The organism is Marinomonas rhizomae (assembly GCF_003315485.1).
In the GTDB taxonomy this organism is placed as follows: domain Bacteria; phylum Pseudomonadota; class Gammaproteobacteria; order Pseudomonadales; family Marinomonadaceae; genus Marinomonas; species Marinomonas rhizomae.
In genome coordinates this window covers 1-17,688 of sequence record NZ_QNSE01000008.1, presented here as the reverse complement: position 1 = coordinate 17,688, position 17,688 = coordinate 1, and the positions used below count along the sequence as shown (strand labels likewise).

The following is a 17,688-nucleotide window of genomic DNA, read 5'->3' as shown; positions in this document are numbered from 1 at the left end:
CTAACGCTCGGAACGGGTCGCATTTCTGGGCACAAACTTTATTACTTATTAGGAAAATACCATGTCATTATCTATTAATGCCGTAGCACGTACTCAAGAAGGTAAAGGTGCGAGCCGCCGCCTTCGTAATGAAGGCCTAGTGCCAGCTGTTATTTATGGCGGAGAAGCTGCTCCAGTTTCTATCTCTTTCAAAGACAACGAGCTACTTAAAGCTGTTGGCACTCCTGGCTTCTTAACAGCTCTAATTGAAGTTACTGTTGAAGGCAAAACTGAACAAGTTCTAGTTAAAGCATTGCAACGCCACCCAGCAACAGGTGCGGTAATGCACATGGACCTTCAGCGCGCTCAAGCAGATAAAGCAATCACTACTCGCATTCCTTTAAGCTTCATTAACGCGGCGAAAAGTGAAGGTGTTAATAAGCAAGGTGGTCGCTTAACGGTTGAATCTAAATTGGCTGAAGTTCGCTGCTTACCAGCTAACCTTCCAGAAGTATTAACAGTAGATGTGATCGAAGGTCAACTTAATCAAATCTTCCACTTGTCTGACGTTATCCTTCCTGAAGGTGTAGAGTTGGTTTCTTTGCTAAAAGGCGAAGATCATGACCAACCTATCGCTCGTATCGGTAAAGCTAAACGTTAAGATCCCATTGAAGGCAGTATTGTGGCAGGTTTCAGATTATTAGTAGGCTTGGGAAACCCAGGTAGCGAATACGAGAACACTCGCCACAATGCAGGCGCTCAGTGGATTGAAGCATTGGCTCGTCAGAGCCAATGCTCTCTTCGTGCTGAAAAAAAGTTTTTCGGCCAATTTGGTAAAGTTTCTATAGCTGGTGAAGAATGCTATCTGCTTATTCCCACCACCTATATGAATTTAAGCGGCAAAGCGGTTCAGGCTGTATGCCAATTCTATAAAATCCCTCCTGAAGAAATCCTTGTTATTCACGATGAACTAGACATCCCTCCAGGTACCGTCAAATTAAAGCAAGGCGGTGGGCATGGTGGTCACAACGGATTAAAAGACATTATTTCCAAGCTGGCGAACAGTCGAGAATTTGGTCGCCTAAGAATCGGCATAGGTCATCCAGGGCACGCAAGCCAAGTGGCTAATTATGTTCTGAAAAAAGCCGCTCCAGACGATTATATGAAAATAGAACAAACAATCGACGAATCATTACGCTATGTTGATGACATCGTTCGCGGCAACCTGAATGCCGTAATGAATCAGCTACACAGCTTCAAAGCATAATCACTTAATTATTAGGAATCTCACTATGGGTTTTAATTGCGGCATCGTTGGGCTACCTAACGTTGGTAAATCAACTCTATTTAATGCACTAACCAAAGCCGGCATTGGCGCAGAAAACTTCCCATTCTGCACCATAGAACCAAACGCAGGCGTTGTAGCCATGCCTGATCCTCGCTTAGATGCCCTAGCAGAGATAGTTAAGCCCGAACGAGTCCTAGCGACCACAATGGAGTTTGTTGATATTGCAGGCTTGGTAGAAGGCGCTTCAAAAGGCGAAGGGCTTGGAAACAAATTTCTAGCGAACATTCGTGAAACAGATGCCATTGCTCATGTTGTTCGCTGCTTTGAAGACGAAAACGTCATCCACGTCTCCAATCATGTCAACCCAAAGCTAGATATCGAAGTCATTAACCTTGAATTGATCTTTGCCGATATCGAATCCATCGATAAACAGCTGTTCCGCACTGCAAAAAATGCCAAAAGCGGTAACAAAGAAGCAATTTCTCATAAAGCTTTCTTAGAAAGTATTAAGGTACATTTAGAAAATGGCCTACCAGTTCGCTCTATGGAACTGTCCGACGACCAGAAAAAAGAAGTCCGCTCGCTACACCTTTTGACAACAAAACCAACTATGTACATAGCCAACGTTGCCGAAGACGGTTTTGAAAATAACCCGTACCTTGATCAAGTACGTGAAATAGCAGAATCAGAAGGCGCTATGGTCGTACCTATTTGCAATCAGCTTGAAGCAGAAATTTCTGAGCTAGACGCAGAAGAGATGCAAGAGTTTCTAGGCGAAATGGGCATGGAAGAACCCGGTCTAGACCGAGTTATCCGCGCAGGCTATGAATTACTAGGCCTTCAGACATACTTTACAGCGGGCGTAAAAGAAGTACGTGCCTGGACAGTAAAACAGGGCGCAACAGGCCCACAAGCCGCTGGTGTGATCCACACAGACTTTGAGAAGGGCTTTATTCGTGCAGAAGTCATCAGCTACAACGATTTCATCCAATACAAGGGTGAAAGTGGTGCCAAAGAAGCCGGTAAATGGCGTCTTGAAGGAAAAGACTACATAGTAAAAGACGGCGATGTAATGCATTTCCGCTTTAATGTTTAACAGATAATAAAACATTTTTCGAAAAACACTTGACCCATTAACAGGTTATATGAATAATATCGCGCCACAGAGGCAGTAGATCGATTTGTATAAACTGTTTCTGAGTTAGTCTGTTGGGGTATAGCCAAGCGGTAAGGCAACGGGTTTTGATCCCGTCATGCGTAGGTTCGAATCCTTCTACCCCAGCCAACAGACGAAAGGCTATGTAGCTCAGTTGGTTAGAGCACATCACTCATAATGATGGGGTCACTAGTTCGAATCTAGTCATAGCCACCAACTCGATAATTGGGGTATAGCCAAGCGGTAAGGCAACGGGTTTTGATCCCGTCATGCGTAGGTTCGAATCCTTCTACCCCAGCCATCGATATATTTTAGTAATACAGTTAAGGCTATGTAGCTCAGTTGGTTAGAGCACATCACTCATAATGATGGGGTCACTAGTTCGAATCTAGTCATAGCCACCAACTTGATAATTGGGGTATAGCCAAGCGGTAAGGCAACGGGTTTTGATCCCGTCATGCGTAGGTTCGAATCCTTCTACCCCAGCCATCTATGTAAATATTCTTCGTAATTCGTCATATCCTCTCCTTATTTCATTGGATTTTAGTTCCCTTCAACCTATAATTAGAAAAAATTTATCTTACTTGATATTTGGATACTAATTATGAAATCAGCTCTCTTACTTTCTACTGCCTTACTAGCTAGCGCAGCTCATGCGGATGTCCTTGGCCTAACCGCTGAAGCTGGGTCTTTTATGACTAACGACGCCGAAGATTTCAATTCCTACTTCGGTATTGCTGTAGAACACCCAATACCTTTAATTCCAAATTTCCGCCTACAACACCAAACTCTAGAAGAAAAAGTTGGCTCTTCAACCATTGACCTATCACATAACGACTACACACTTTATTATGAATTTCTAGATGGCCTACTATGGCTAGACCTAGATGCAGGTGTCTCTTTCCGTAAAATCGATGATGCTGGAAACTCTAATATTGATGGCACTTACCCATTAGCCTACGTATCAGCTTATATTAGTTTCCCTGGAACAGCGCTTTCCGTTGGTGGTGAAGTAAAAACAGGAGGCGGCAGCGACGCAGATATCAACGACACTACCTTTAAAATCAAATACCAACCTCTAGTATTTGCAGGTCTTGAAGCTGGCTATCGTACCGTTACAGAGGACTTTGATTCAGCGGGCAAGTACGAACCTAAAGGTGCGTTCATTGGCGTCTTTGTAGACTTCTAAGTTGCTTTAAAATATCCAATAAAAATCCCGTTGAGCTTTTTATAGTTCAACGGGATTTTTTATATCTGTTGTCATCAACCAGAACCAGCACTAACTTGCTTTTTCGAAGCAAATAACCCCATTCAAAGCATCCGCAACAATATCATCGCCAGCAACAAAGTTTCCAGACAGCAATTCATTTGCTAATGGGTTTTCGATCCATTTCTGTATTGCACGTTTCAATGGTCGAGCCCCATAAACAGGGTCATAGCCAACCTCTGCCAGCTGATCAGCAGCAGCTTCAGTCAATGCTAACGTCATCCCCATCTCTTTTAATCTATCATTCAAGTGCGCTAGCTGGATGGTTGCAATGCCTTTGATTTGAGACCTCATTAGAGGATGGAACACCACGGTCTCATCAATACGATTAATAAATTCAGGACGAAAATGCGTTCCCACCACTTCCATGACTTTAGATTTAATCTCTTCATATTGATCAGCAGATTGATATTCTTGTATCAGATCCGAGCCCAAGTTCGAGGTCATGACAATGACTGTATTTTTAAAATCCACAGTTCGCCCTTGCCCATCAGTTAATCGACCATCATCCAAAACCTGCAGAAGAATATTGAAGACATCTGGATGCGCTTTTTCAACCTCATCCAGTAGAAGTACAGAATAAGGTCGACGTCTTACCGCCTCTGTCAAATAGCCCCCTTCTTCATAGCCCACATACCCCGGAGGCGCACCAATCAAGCGAGCAACTGAATGCTTCTCCATGAACTCAGACATATCAATCCGAACCATAGCCTGCTCAGTATCAAAAAGGAACCGAGCGAGAGATTTACACAACTCAGTCTTACCAACGCCTGTAGGGCCTAAGAAAAGAAAAGAGCCATTGGGTCTATTGGGATCAGCCAAACCAGAGCGAGAGCGACGAACCGCATCAGAGACAGCCAAAACAGCCTCGTCTTGTCCCATCACGGATTCATGCAGCGCATCTTCCATGCGCAACAGTTTATCGCGTTCACCTTCAAGCATTTTATCCACTGGAATACCCGTCCATCGAGACACCACGGTCGCGATTTCCTCTTCCGTCACTCGCCTTTTAAGCAATCGTGTTTCTGTCGTTTCTTCGGCTTTACTGGCTTTTTCGATCTCAGCCTCTAGCATTGGAATCACGCCGTATTGGAGCTCTGACATTTTGGCCAAGTTTCCACTACGACGGGCCTCCTCCATCTCATGACGGACAGATTCAAGCTCTTCTTTGAGCTTTTGAGCCCCTTGAACCGCGGCTTTCTCAGCATTCCATATTTCTTCTAAATCAGAAAATTGCTTCTGCAAACCATCGATCTCAACACCTAGCTCTGCTAATCGTAGCTTAGATGCTTTATCTTTTTCTTTTTTAAGCGCCTCTTGTTCAATCTTCAATTGAATTAAACGGCGCTCTAAACGATCCATATCTTCCGGCTTAGAATCCATCTCCATACGAATACGACTACCCGCCTCATCGATCAAATCAATCGCCTTATCCGGTAATTGGCGATCTGTTATATAGCGCTGAGAAAGCTTGGCGGCAGCAATAATAGCGGCGTCGGTGATATCTATTCCATGATGAACCTCGTAGCGCTCTTTTAAGCCGCGCAAGATCGCGATGGAATCTAAAACACTGGGTTCCTCTACCAGCACTTTTTGGAATCGTCTTTCCAGTGCTGCGTCTTTCTCAATAAATTGTCGATATTCATTTAACGTTGTCGCACCAACACAATGCAACTCTCCGCGAGCAAGGGCAGGTTTAAGCATATTGCCAGCGTCCATTGAACCTTCTGACTTACCTGCACCAACCATGGTATGGATTTCATCGATAAATAAAATTACTTGGCCTTCTTGTTTTGCCAGCTCGTTCAGAAGAGCTTTTAGACGCTCCTCAAACTCACCACGATATTTAGCGCCCGCAATTAAAGCCGCCATATCAAGAGATAAAACACGCTTGCTCTTTAAGCCTTCAGGCACTTCACCATTAATTATTCGCTGAGCCAAACCTTCAACAATAGCGGTTTTACCCACTCCAGGTTCACCAATCAAAACAGGATTATTCTTACGACGGCGTTGCAAAACCTGAATTGTCCGACGTATTTCATCATCTCGACCAATCACTGGATCCAGCTTACCCTCTGCCGCTCTCGCCGTTAGATCAACCGTATACTTATCCAATGCTTGACGACTTTCTTCTGCATCAGGGTCATTCACCGAATCACCACCACGAATACTGTCAATAACAACAGCGATATCCGCTTTTGTCACACCACTCGCCTTGAGGCTTTTGGCAAGATCATCTTTGCCATCAAACATGGCCATTAAAACAAGTTCAGAAGAGATATACTGATCTTTTCGCTTCTGCGCCTCTTTGTCCGCTAAATTGAGTAATCGCCCCAATTCTGGAGACATCTGCACATTGCCATCATGATCATTCACTTTGGGAAGACGAGTTAACAACTCATTTAAACTGTCACGAAATTTGGCAACGGGGATACCGGCCTGTTGAAGAATAGGACGAGTACTACCGCCTTGTTGATCCAGCAACGCCATCATCAAATGAAGTGGTTCGATATAGGAATGATCTTGCCCAAGCGCAACGGATTGAGCATCGGAAAGAGCTAGTTGCAATTTACTGGTTAAACGATCTATACGCATGATCTGACATCCTCTGTAAAATAAGATGGAATATTTCTATTAAAAGCTTAATAGCCCTTAAAAATGAGTTTTCAAGGTGATGGGTGTCATTTTTTTGACACCCATCAATAAAGCTGCACATTATTTACCCATCAATCCAAATAACAGATGCCATTCGACCTGTTTTACCATCGCGTCGATACGAATAAAAACGTGCTTCATCGGTATGCGTACAATAGTCACCACCATAAACCTGCGTCACTCCAGCAGTAAACAAACGTTGTTTTGCTAATAAATAAAGATCTCCTAACCATTTGCCTTGTTGCTGAGCTGGCCTAAAAGCTGCTTCAGCATCCATCGCAACAGACATAAACGCTTCTCGCACCTCCCCTCCAACTTCAAAGGCATCTGGCCCAATAGCTGGCCCCAACCAAACCATGACATGACTTGGCTCATCAAACTTCGCTAATGTTGATTCTAAAACACCGTCACAAAGCCCACGCCAACCAGCATGAGCCACGGCAACCTGCGTCCCAGCTTGATTGCAGAAAAAGACTGGCAAACAGTCTGCCGTCAGTACAGCACAAACTTGATTCGCAAAGTTAGAAACCGCCGCATCAGCACTATTTGGTAAAGACTCACAAGGCAAGCTAACCACATCAGTACCATGCACCTGGGTTAGCCAAATTGTGGAGTCAGGCATACCAATATGAGACGCAAACACTTGGCGATTCTGCTGAACCGCGGCAGGGTCATCCTGTACATGAAGACCTAGGTTCAAGCTATCAAACGGTGCACTACTAACCCCACCAATACGTGTGGAAACATAAGCACGAACAGAAATTGGCGCAGGCCAAGTAGGGCAAATATAAGAAAGGGCATTAGAAGACATCTTAATCTCCGAGAGTTGAAGAGACGCTTAAACGAAGCTATAAGTGAAACCAAGGCAAGGAAAAATAGCCATGCAAAGGTCTCTATAAAATAAAAAGGCAGCCGAAGCTGCCCCTATAACACTATTAAATTAGAAATACTCTGAGTCATTACTGCCAGACTCAACCGTATCCTTTTTAAGCGCATCCAATAATTTCTTCATATCATCTGGCAAATCAATTTCCCATTGCATCCACTCTCCCGTAACCGGATGAGAAAGCTCTAGCTTCTTAGCATGCAATGCCTGACGACGAAAATGACGCAACTCATCTTGCAATTCAGGGGAGCAAGCCTTTGGCATTTTAAGACGTCCTCCGTATTGAGGATCACCCACCAACGGATATTGAATGAAGGCCATATGAACACGAATCTGATGGGTGCGTCCTGTCTCTAACTTCAATCGTATGTGGGTATGATTTTTAAAGCGCTCAACCAAGCGATAATGCGTTACCGCATCTTTGCCATTAACAGGCTCTACTGCTTGCTTTTGGCGGTTATGAGGGTGACGACCAATTGGTTCATCAACTACGCCACCGCCCGTCATTACGCCTATAGAAATTGCTTCATACTCACGTCCCATGCTGCGCTCTTGTAATTGTGTCACAAGATCTGTTTGCGCAGCCAAGGTCTTGGCAACCACCATTAAGCCAGTGGTTTCTTTATCTAAACGATGCACAATACCAGCACGTGGAATATGAGCCGTCTCTGGTGCATGATGAAGAATTGCATTCATCAAGGTGCCATCGCGGTTACCCACAGCAGGGTGAACCACTAAGCCTGCAGGTTTATTAATAATAATGATGTCATCGTCTTCATAAACAACATCAATATCCATTTCTTGTGCTTCATGATCTTCTTGGGCTTCGATTACGATATCTAAGGTCACCACTTCACCACCAAATAATTTTTCTTTTGGCTTAGTGATTTTCCCATCGACTTTCAACACCCCTTCTTTGATCCAGCTTTGGATGCGCGAACGAGAATAGTCGCTAAACAATTCTGTTGCGATTTGATCGAAACGGTTGCCACCCAAATCGAATGGAACTTGGGCTTCTTTTACTATGCGCTCTGCCATACAATGTACTTTAGTCTGTTGTTTTCAGCTCAATAATTTTATCATTGGGCTTGAATGTAAAAAAACGTGTAGCGCCTTGCACTTCATCATCTTTCGCAATATAACGCTACAAAATGCCGATTGAGGCTTACCTACTACCATATCAAGGTTTTGATTATACATGGGATTTCATCACACGTTGCTCCGATTCTCTGGAATAGTAAGTTTTTCTTTATTCATTGTTGCCTGTTCAAGCAAACAAGTACAAGAACCAGACCTACCTGAACGTGTCTATTACGACAAAGCTCAGCAAGCGCTGGAAGAAAACCTTCCCACTACTGCAATTAAGCACCTAAAAGATTTAGACTCTCGCTATCCGTTTGGCGAATTCAGCATTCGTGCAGAATTAGACCTAATTTACGCACAAATGGAAGCAAGCGATTTCATTGCCGCGCATGCATCAGCGGAACGATTCATTAAAAACCACCCAGACCACGATTCGATTGACTACGCCTATTATATGCGTGCTTTATCAACCTACAAAGGCGCTGAAAGCTTAGTGTCTCGCTACTTGAATCTAGACCCAAGCGAAAGGGATTCAAAAGAACTGGCCAAAGCATTTAATGAGTTAGCAGATTTCACTTCCCGCTTCCCCAAAAGTACTTATGCTCCCGACGCAAAAGCACGCATGTACTATTTACGCGAAATGGTGGCGCGTCATGAGCTGCAAGTCGCCCACTATTACCTAAAAAGGAAAGCGCCACTTTCTGCACTACGCCGTAGCCAAGAAGTCATTCAACACTATCCGAGCACACGCTCTGTAGAAAAAGCGTTAGCAATTAGCATTCAATCTTATAAGGATTTAAACCAACCTGATTTAGCACTAACTAATCTTACCGTGTTAAAACAAAATTTCCCAAATACATCATATATAGATGACCAAGGAAAATTCATCGAACTTAAACTACCAAGCGATGCTGACCCAGGCTTTTTATATTGGGTTACATTTGGCTTACTTGAATAAGTGATTCTAATTAGTAGGCAGGGTAAAGAGTATTTTTTTGCCCTGCCTGCCAAGCTGGATATTTCACCATGACGACAGAATTAAACATTTCCGAGTTAACAAAACTAGCTAGCCAGCGTCTAACGTTATGATATTGAGTCGAATCAAACCATTTTTGATTTACCGCGACAAACTGACGAATGAACGGAAAGACAGCAATATCAGCTAAACTAACTTGCTCTCCGAGTAGAAATTTTTTTGCGCTTAAACGCTTATCCAAACGGGATAAAAAGAGTTCCCCTTTTTTACGGTAGTAGTCTTCACTATATTCAGGATATCGATTCGCGTACTTATAACGATCTAACCAGTGTTTAAAAAAGTGATCGTTATAGTCTATCCAAGCCTTGATTCGATTTCTTTGAACACTGTCCGCCGGCCATAACTCATTAACGACTTTTTTATCATCAGAGCAAGCCAGTGCCCAGAAAATGATGTCTAGACTTTCTGGATATCTCACCCCATCAACATCAACAAGCTGAGGTACACTTGATCGTCCACCTAAGGATAATAGTTCAGAGGGCTTAGACTTCAAGATCACTTCACGTAAATGCACAGAGGTCCCCAACAAGGCAATAATATATCTAGATCTAATTGCATAAGGACAGCGTCTGAACGAATACAGAACAGGCAACAAAGCAACCTCCTATTTAAAACAAAACACACATAAAAAAACCATGCCCCTCATAAACATCTCATCCAAAATAAGAAATTCACGCGCATGGTTTTTTTGATCTATCAAAAGCTTAACTAGACTGGGGTAACATTCTCAGCCTGAAGACCTTTTTGCCCTTGAGTCACTTCGAACGTTACTTTTTGACCTTCTTGTAGGGTTCGACGGCCCGTTCCATTGATAGAACGAAAATGAACAAAAACATCTGCCCCACCTTCACGCTCAATAAAACCAAACCCTTTCTCATCATTAAACCACTTAACAATACCTGACACTAACTGATCCGACATAACAACCTCATTTTTTTATGTTGCTCTTAATTGAGTAATCTTTTAACCATACTAAAAGTAATCAAACTTCAATAAATACCTGAATGTTAAACGCATTAAGCTAATAATAACCGTTTAAAAACACGTTAACTAATTGATAATAAGTTTTTAATAAAAAAATAGAAAGTAGCTCAAAAATAAGTATTGTTAAAAAAGGTAAGAATAATCAAATTAAATATAATCAATATTAGCAAGTGAGCTAAATACAATAACGTCACACCAAGCCCCATTACCAAAACAGTGCACGACCTTCTCAATTTCACTCAACAGCACCAAATAAAGGCATAAATGGAACGGTTATTGCTTAGCCTTAGACGAATCTTAAATTAAACAATCAAAAAAACCAATAAAGCCCCAAAAAAGAGCGATTATGGATAATGGCAAACCTTTTCGGTGCAAAAAAACGTTAGGAGCCACCAGTGACACCCACAAACAGTGCAGTAGAAATGTTAGTTTCAAGTTCAAACACACTTTTCATTTTACTTGGCGCCATCATGGTGTTTGCCATGCATGCAGGATTCGCCTTTCTAGAAGTAGGAACAGTAAGACATAAAAATCAAGTGAATGCGTTAGTCAAAATAATGACCGACTTTGCGATTTCAGCGCTCGTTTATTTTTTTATTGGCTACCAGATTGCTTATGGGATCAATTTTTTTGATAGTGCCGCCGTACTATCACAGGAACATGGTTATAGCTTAGTGAAGTTTTTCTTCCTCATGACCTTTGCTGCCGCAATCCCAGCCATCATTTCTGGAGGTGTCGCTGAGCGCGCTAAGTTTTACCCTATGCTCATCTCAGCCGCAGTGATTGTTGGCATTGCCTATCCACTTTTTGAAGGCATTGTGTGGAATGGCAATTACGGCCTTCAAGATTGGCTAACAAAACGTTATGGAGCCCCTTTCCATGATTTTGCAGGCTCTGTTGTTGTCCACGCTTTCGGCGGTTGGGTTGCTCTTGCCGCCATCGTTTTGCTTGGCACGCGCCGTGGCCGTTTTAAACATGGAAAGTTAGTCGCGTTTGCCCCGTCAAACATTCCATTTTTGGCTTTAGGGGCTTGGATACTTTGCATAGGCTGGTTTGGCTTTAATGTTATGTCAGCACAAACGCTAGATGGCGTAAGTGGTTTAGTCGCTGTAAACTCATTAATGGCTATGGTAGGCGGTATAATCACTGCTATGCTGTTTGGGAAGAACGACCCTGGTTTTATCCATAATGGTCCATTAGCTGGCTTAGTGGCTATCTGCGCAGGCTCCGACATCATGCACCCTATTGGCGCTTTAGCAACAGGTGCATTTGCTGGTGCAATATTTACCACACTCTTCACTGTTATCCAGCAAAAGTTAAAACACACAGATGATGTTCTTGGTGTTTGGCCACTTCATGGTGTTTGTGGCGCTTGGGGAGGCATTGCCGCTGGTATTTTCGGATCTGAATCACTGGGTGGATTAGGTGGTGTTAGCTTCTACTCTCAACTCTTAGGAAGCTTAGGCGGTATTGTGATTGCAACACTAAGTGGGTTTATTGTTTATGGCATAGTTAAGTCGGTCAGCGGGTTACGCCTGAGTGAAGAGGATGAGTTTAACGGTGCTGATTTATCAATCCATAAAATAGGCTCTATCGGCAAAGAATAATACACTGTTATAGACACCTGATGACAGTTCACTTTTAACAGTGCTGTCATCAAGTTTTTTTGTATTCTAGTTCATTTAGAAATCGGTATAATTGCCTATTTATCGATAGTGAAGATATCAGTGAAAATCTGGCTAATAACACACAGCGAAGAACTCAAAAAAGCTTCTGGAACAGGAAAACTAGTAAAAGACATTCTGAGTGATGAGTGCGAAATCATCGTGTGGTCTAGAGTTTCACCAAACGCAGATATATTGAAATTACCACCTAGCAACACATTACTTATTTATCTATGTGAAAATGAACAGCAGAGATTCTGTGATGATATGACACAGTCAATTCACAACATCATTATTATTGATGGCACTTGGCAACAAGCCCGAAAAATATACAACAAATCGCCCTATCTACAAAAATTTAAGCATTATGAAATTCAAGGCGTAGAATCAGCATACAGCAAACGTCGTAATCAAAAAAATATTGGTCTTTGTACTGCTGAAGTTACTATTCACTTATTAGCGAAATATAAACATTCAGCAGCCCCCCTACTATCCAATAAATTCATTGAGTTTAACCAGTAACACTTACCTTAATTTCCCCTAAATGCTCAACCCACGCTTGCATTTCATCTCCAACCACAACAGCCCCTACATTTTCAGGCGTACCTGTCATTATTAAGTCACCAGGTCGTAACTCAAACACTTCGGAAAGCTTACAAATGACTTCTTCAATTGACCAAGTTAAATTAGCTATCTTACTAATCTGTTTAAGCTCGTTATTTACTTTTAAGCCAATTTCCCCTTTGGAAATACTATCAACAAGAACATCTGTTTTTAACAAAATAGGACTGATTGGCGCAGACTCATCAAATGATTTACCAACCTCCCATGGGCGTCCCTTTTTTTTCGCCTGCGCTTGAAGATCTCGACGCGTCATATCCAAACCTACAGCATAACCAAGAACCGCTTCCCCAGCCTGTTGCAAGGACAGACTACGACCGCCTCTCCCTAACGCTACAACAAGCTCCACTTCATATTCGAATTGTGAGGTAGCCATAGGGTAAGTAATATGAGTGACTTCAGAAAATGCAGAAGGTACAACACTAGAAGCATCTTTTACAAAAAAGAATGGAGGATCTCTTTCTGGGTCATCGCCCATTTCTTTTGAATGTTCTGCGTAATTACGGCCAACACAAAAAACTCGACCAACCGGGTAGACTTGATCACTTTCAGCAATGGGTAAATAAACCCTAGATTGCTCGGATACAATATTTTTCATTTAAGCCTCAATAAAGAATAGGAATATTTAAAAGTGGCCTGACTTTAACCAAATAAAGCAACTTGATGGCACTGTCCAATGGTCTAACTCGAACCTAGGCTCACGTAGCCACGCACCAGAAGATATTTTAAGACTCCCGTACTCAGCCTGCCCCGATATAACAAATAACTCAACAGAAGCAGGTAAGTCCAATTCACGCAGTATATCTTCACCATTCTGAATACGAACAAACCAGACTCGCTCCATACCAAATTCATAAAGCGGAAGAATTTCAGATAGTGTGGATGACCAAATTGTAGGAGTATCGATATAAACTTGATTTAAATCGGAGGATTGAAACTGATGCAACTTAACAAATAGAAAGCAACCATCATGACTATGAGGTGCATGACTACTTCCAGGAGGGTTTCTAAAATAGCTCCCAGCTTTAAAGTCGCCTTTCTCATCAGAAAAAACACCACTTAAAACAAATATTTCTTCTCCTAAAGGATGTGGGTGGGGACGAAATACCGAGCCAGATTCATATTTAACCAAACTCGTTGCATGGCCTCGTTCCGCATCTTCTCGAGCCAAAGGCTTTCGAAAAACTCCAGACATGGGACTTGCTACCCAATCAAGTTTATTTGTATTGATAAACACAGCTTGGGCAAAGTCCATATTAAGCATAACAACCGCCAATCAAAGGAAAACTTCAGTGTAACGGTTTGATCAAATAACAATCAAGTATTTGTAAGATCAAGTAGAAAAGCTTGTAATAAAAAAAGCACCTGATGTTTCCACCAAGTGCCAAAATGTTCCAACAGTCTGCCTACAAGAGAAGAAATATGGAACCTTGAATGATCTTGCTTAACATAAGGCTCCTACTTTATTAAATAGCAGGAGCCTTAGAGTAAATAAAATCAACTATAAGGAGATCTTAGAAACCGTAGTAAACACCAACAGCTGTTTGAGTGTCTGCATCAGCAGTAGAGCTAGCTTCAATGCTAGCTACTTCGCCGTATACATAAACATTTGACGCTAAGCTGTATGTTACGCCAGCACCAAACTCGTTGTATTCATCACCAGCATCTGGAGAGATAACTTGTGCAGAAGCGTAAACATCACCAGCGCCGTAACCGTAACGAGCAGCTAGACCAACTCGATCTTCAGCATCTTTAGTAGTTTCAAATTTTGCACTCAGATTCAATGCAGGCATCACTTGGTAACCAACATTCAAACCGATAGTGTTTTCATCATCAGCTTGATCATTCTCAAGAGAATCGTAACCTAGAGCAACAGTCAAAGCATCAACACTGTATTTACCTACAAGTGTTACAGCTGTTCCATCATTAGTGTTGTCAGATCCTTTAACTTGAGCAGATGCTTGAATCTCTAGACCATTAAAAGAAGGTGAGAAGTAAGCAATAGTATCGCCTTCAGTTGTAGTATCGTTAGAAGAGAATTCCAAGTTCTCAAACTGATCTACAGAATCTTGAATAGCATTGTTATAGATACTATCGAACGTACCTACTTGAACTTTACCGAAGTTACCTTTTAGACCAACAAACGCCTGGTCAATGCCAACGCTAACATCGCCATTTTTTTCATCAGCATCAGCTTCAAGCTCATATTTGAAGAAAGCTGTTAGATCTTGATCAATCTTGGTTTCGCCTTTAAACCCAAATGTTGAACCATTATCTTCAAAATCTGATCCAGCATCATTATCTGTGTACGCGTACTGAATATTACCGTAAACATCTACAGTAGAACCTTCAGCAGCATAAGAAGATACAGAAGCAAGTGCCGCACTTGATACAGCAATAGCAATAATCGATTTTTTCATTCTCGTTTCCCTTTTAAATGTTTGTACGCTTTTTCTTGTAGGCGCTTGATATGTGCAAGCAACAGTCAAACAATCTAAACATTTCACAGGAATAGACAACCACCCGCAAGTTAGTTGCATCAAGTATTCACTATGTGTGCTTTTTTTTTGAAATATACAAACAAAAAGGAGAAAGTAAAGAATAAAAAAATAAAAAAATCATTAAAAAACAAATAGTTAGTGTTTTTAAAATGAGATCAATGTGCACATAAATGTAAAAAAAAGCCTATTATATGAAAATAAAGCGTCAACCAAATGCTTTATCAAGGATAAAACAGACAGTTTAGACTGTAGGAAAAATAAAAAGCGACCAATATTCAAACTATAAGAGGGTTAGAGAACCCTCTTATCAAAACAGCAGTTACCACATCAAATCATCAGGAATTTGAAAGTCTGCATACGGATCATCCTCAATACTCTCTACTCGATTATTACAAACAAGTATATAGGAAGAATCACGTTCACTAATCTTGACCGCTACAGGCTCAGGGAGAATCTCATATAGCTCATCAAGCCTTACTATAGCCAAACGCCCACGACTCAGATCATCGTGCATCGATTGGCTTATATACAACTGCTTTACTTTTTTATTGTCAGTAAAATGATAAGCGATGTCTCCATCTTGTTTTCGAACACGGTTTTGCTCAATCATCTGACGAATTTGACCATGGACAGCTTTTTGCTCAGCAAGCTTCTGCCGCTCCATGTTTAATACTCTATCTCTCTCAGCCTTCTCTTCCCTTTGACGTTTCAGCTCTTCCCGGCGATCATCATCACCTGACGCTGTAACCTTACCTTTTTTAATTTTCTGCTTGAGCTGTAAAGATTCAGCTTTTAATTTCTTAACTTTCTTCTTATCAACAAGCCCAGCACCTAATAGCTGCTCTTGTAAAGACTTCGTAGCCATTAGAACCTCCTTATTTACTAACAAAAATAAATTTGGTCAAACTTAGGTATTATAAAAATCACAACCTACAAAAACAAAAAAAGCGACTTTTAAAGTCGCTTTTTAGCATTCGCACTGCTGAGAATATTCTCAGCAACGTTACATTATAGAGGTGTAACGTTTTGAGCTTCAGGGCCTTTTTTGCCTTGAGCTACTTGGAATTCAACTTTTTGGCCTTCAGCCAAAGTTTTGAAGCCAGAAGTGTTGATTGCAGAGAAATGAACAAAAACATCAGGACCTTGATCCTGAGTGATGAAACCGAAACCTTTAGTTTCGTTGAAAAATTTTACTGTACCAGTTACTACGTCAGACATGTCTGTTATCCTGTAGGTTAAGTTAATTTATACGAAGATGTATATCATCTACGTTATAGTGCTAAAAAAACTCGGTATTACTTATGACTTAACAGGACCGAACATACATGACGTAATATTCGCAACTCTGGACATAAATATTGCCAACTCTTTTAAACGAACTTGATTGTAGTCCGCTTTGAGTCGCCGGGTCAATCATGTTCTACATAAATTTTTCAACATCAGCCAAATTAAAATCAGCTATATACATATTACCCCTTCTATCTATTTGTATTATAAGATTTTTTCAAGATATCAACCCTATAAAAGATGCCAAATAAAATATATAAAAACATTTAGATTCTGTATTTGTATTAGGTAAATTCCATTAAATTTGTATTAATTACCTAAAACGCATCAATAATAGCCTCTCCCACAACCTCTAGAAAAGAGCCCTTTTATAAAAAATCTACACTTAAACATCAGATAACATCTGGGACAACAACGCTATCGATGCGAATTTTTCTTTGAGGAAGCCGTGAAGTCTCTAAATAAACATACTCAAGCTCTTAAGTGTCACATAACACCAAAGAAAGTGTTCCTACATAAATGAAGGCTGTCCATTCAAGAACATTTAGCCTCTCATAGTAACATCTAGAATATTGTAACTTGTGACCAGCCTATTGAAATACAAAGGAACAAAATGCTCAACAGTCGAATAAAAAATAATGAAAAGAAGTAAGAGTTTAGCGATGTGAAAAGTTTTCCGCTGCATCCATGCAGCTTAATTCGTCCTAGTAGAGACAGAGCCTCCATCCTGGAGGCATAGGTAAATCCATTCACCCTCTGTCTAAATAAGAATCTATCGAAGATAATCAGTTTATGCAAGAGAAAATCATAAAATGTACTTAATTAAAAAACATAGGACATAATCTAGCTTTTTTAAAATTTTCATTTACTTAATCACACCTATTAGTCGGATGGTTATGTCGGGAGATACTTCCTAGGACAGTATGGTTCTTGATGAGGTTTCATGGAAGTTTACTCCCTATGTTCTTTTTTGCTTTCCTTCAGACGTAAAACAGACGTAAAAAAGCCCTGACAAGATGACCTATCAGGGCCTTCTTAATATAAGGCTTGACGACGACTTATGCTTATCCCCTTGCGGGACTCTCACATGCGTTCCTTCATAAAAGCCCCACACGTGGGAAGGGTTGTTAGCCCTCTTAAACGAAAAAACCCCACATGACATTGTCATGTGGGGTTTCTCTTAATGTAAAGCTTGACGACGACCTACTCTCACATGGGATCTCCCACACTACCATCGGCGATGGCGCTTTTCACTTCTGAGTTCGGGATGGGATCAGGTGG

General features: G+C 41.3%; 17 protein-coding genes, 5 tRNA genes and 1 rRNA gene. 12 read left to right on the top strand and 11 right to left on the bottom strand.

All coding sequences use genetic code 11. The features are described from left to right. The first annotated feature begins 61 nt into the window (after positions 1 to 61). The 9 genes from DFP80_RS11165 to DFP80_RS11125 all read left to right on the top strand — a co-directional run bounded on the left by DFP80_RS11165 (position 62) and on the right by DFP80_RS11125 (position 3,612). Positions 62 to 640 (top strand): 50S ribosomal protein L25/general stress protein Ctc, encoded by a 579-nt coding sequence (locus tag DFP80_RS11165; RefSeq protein ID WP_113916881.1) that lies wholly within the window; start codon positions 62 to 64, stop codon positions 638 to 640. 21 nt (positions 641 to 661) lie between these two features. After that, complete coding sequence (gene pth, locus DFP80_RS11160) at positions 662 to 1,246, top strand: aminoacyl-tRNA hydrolase (RefSeq protein WP_113916880.1); 585 nt, start codon at positions 662 to 664, stop codon at positions 1,244 to 1,246. Positions 1,247 to 1,271: 25 nt separating this feature from the next. After that, positions 1,272 to 2,363, top strand: coding sequence for a redox-regulated ATPase YchF (gene ychF / locus DFP80_RS11155; RefSeq protein WP_113916879.1), 1,092 nt, complete (start codon positions 1,272 to 1,274; stop codon positions 2,361 to 2,363). A gap of 114 nt (positions 2,364 to 2,477) precedes the next feature. Then, a tRNA-Gln gene (locus DFP80_RS11150) sits at positions 2,478 to 2,552 on the top strand. A gap of 10 nt (positions 2,553 to 2,562) precedes the next feature. Further along, positions 2,563 to 2,639, top strand: a tRNA-Met gene (locus tag DFP80_RS11145). A gap of 10 nt (positions 2,640 to 2,649) precedes the next feature. Then, positions 2,650 to 2,724: transfer RNA gene (locus DFP80_RS11140), tRNA-Gln, on the top strand. Between the two features lie 26 nt (positions 2,725 to 2,750). Beyond that, positions 2,751 to 2,827 (top strand) — tRNA-Met (locus DFP80_RS11135). Positions 2,828 to 2,837: 10 nt separating this feature from the next. Then, a tRNA-Gln gene (locus DFP80_RS11130) sits at positions 2,838 to 2,912 on the top strand. A gap of 115 nt (positions 2,913 to 3,027) precedes the next feature. Beyond that, a complete protein-coding gene (locus DFP80_RS11125) occupies positions 3,028 to 3,612 on the top strand; it encodes a TIGR04219 family outer membrane beta-barrel protein (protein WP_113916878.1) in 585 nt (194 codons plus the stop codon). Positions 3,613 to 3,702: 90 nt separating this feature from the next. Here DFP80_RS11125 and clpB read toward each other — a convergent pair whose 3' ends face one another. The 3 genes from clpB to rluD form a co-directional block, all read right to left on the bottom strand. Next, complete coding sequence (clpB, locus tag DFP80_RS11120; RefSeq protein ID WP_113916877.1) at positions 3,703 to 6,285, bottom strand: ATP-dependent chaperone ClpB; 2,583 nt, start codon at positions 6,283 to 6,285, stop codon at positions 3,703 to 3,705. 124 nt (positions 6,286 to 6,409) lie between these two features. Next, positions 6,410 to 7,156 (bottom strand): peptidoglycan editing factor PgeF, encoded by a 747-nt coding sequence (pgeF, locus tag DFP80_RS11115; protein ID WP_113916876.1) that lies wholly within the window; start codon positions 7,154 to 7,156, stop codon positions 6,410 to 6,412. Between the two features lie 129 nt (positions 7,157 to 7,285). After that, positions 7,286 to 8,269: a 23S rRNA pseudouridine(1911/1915/1917) synthase RluD gene (gene rluD, locus DFP80_RS11110; RefSeq protein WP_113916875.1), complete on the bottom strand. Its 984-nt coding sequence runs from the start codon at positions 8,267 to 8,269 to the stop codon at positions 7,286 to 7,288. A 160-nt stretch (positions 8,270 to 8,429) separates the two neighbouring features. On the opposite strand from rluD, the gene DFP80_RS11105 reads away from it, so the two are divergent. Then, a complete protein-coding gene (locus DFP80_RS11105) occupies positions 8,430 to 9,272 on the top strand; it encodes an outer membrane protein assembly factor BamD (RefSeq protein WP_113916874.1) in 843 nt (280 codons plus the stop codon). A 10-nt stretch (positions 9,273 to 9,282) separates the two neighbouring features. Here the strand turns inward: DFP80_RS11105 and DFP80_RS11100 are convergent, their stop codons facing one another. Together DFP80_RS11100 and DFP80_RS11095 are read right to left on the bottom strand one after the other, a co-directional pair. After that, positions 9,283 to 9,942, bottom strand: coding sequence for a glutathione S-transferase (locus tag DFP80_RS11100; RefSeq protein ID WP_113917097.1), 660 nt, complete (start codon positions 9,940 to 9,942; stop codon positions 9,283 to 9,285). A gap of 116 nt (positions 9,943 to 10,058) precedes the next feature. Further along, entirely contained in the window at positions 10,059 to 10,271 is a 213-nt protein-coding gene (locus tag DFP80_RS11095; RefSeq protein WP_113916873.1) for a cold-shock protein, read from the bottom strand. A gap of 458 nt (positions 10,272 to 10,729) precedes the next feature. On the opposite strand from DFP80_RS11095, the gene DFP80_RS11090 reads away from it, so the two are divergent. Next, a complete protein-coding gene (locus DFP80_RS11090) occupies positions 10,730 to 11,941 on the top strand; it encodes an ammonium transporter (RefSeq protein WP_113916872.1) in 1,212 nt (403 codons plus the stop codon). Positions 11,942 to 12,049: 108 nt separating this feature from the next. Next, the gene (locus DFP80_RS11085) at positions 12,050 to 12,520 is read left to right on the top strand and encodes a DTW domain-containing protein (protein WP_258546982.1); all 471 of its coding nucleotides are present in this window, start codon (positions 12,050 to 12,052) and stop codon (positions 12,518 to 12,520) included. On the opposite strand, the gene DFP80_RS11080 is transcribed toward DFP80_RS11085, so the two are convergent. The 6 genes from DFP80_RS11080 to rrf form a co-directional block, all read right to left on the bottom strand. After that, complete coding sequence (locus tag DFP80_RS11080) at positions 12,510 to 13,217, bottom strand: fumarylacetoacetate hydrolase family protein (RefSeq protein ID WP_113916870.1); 708 nt, start codon at positions 13,215 to 13,217, stop codon at positions 12,510 to 12,512. The two genes, DFP80_RS11085 and DFP80_RS11080, sit on opposite strands and share 11 nt — an antisense overlap. A 27-nt stretch (positions 13,218 to 13,244) precedes the next feature. After that, on the bottom strand, positions 13,245 to 13,883 hold the full coding sequence (locus DFP80_RS11075; protein WP_113916869.1) for a cupin domain-containing protein: 639 nt from the start codon (positions 13,881 to 13,883) through the stop codon (positions 13,245 to 13,247). Between the two features lie 250 nt (positions 13,884 to 14,133). Further along, entirely contained in the window at positions 14,134 to 15,039 is a 906-nt protein-coding gene (locus tag DFP80_RS11070; RefSeq protein ID WP_241560228.1) for a porin, read from the bottom strand. 400 nt (positions 15,040 to 15,439) lie between these two features. Beyond that, positions 15,440 to 15,985 carry a DUF2058 domain-containing protein gene (locus DFP80_RS11065; RefSeq protein WP_113916867.1) on the bottom strand — a complete coding sequence of 182 codons (546 nt, stop codon included), beginning with the start codon at positions 15,983 to 15,985 and terminating at the stop codon, positions 15,440 to 15,442. 143 nt (positions 15,986 to 16,128) lie between these two features. After that, positions 16,129 to 16,338 (bottom strand): cold-shock protein, encoded by a 210-nt coding sequence (locus DFP80_RS11060; protein ID WP_012071288.1) that lies wholly within the window; start codon positions 16,336 to 16,338, stop codon positions 16,129 to 16,131. 1,259 nt (positions 16,339 to 17,597) lie between these two features. Next, positions 17,598 to 17,688 (bottom strand): 5S ribosomal RNA (rrf, locus tag DFP80_RS11055); the annotation flags it as partial.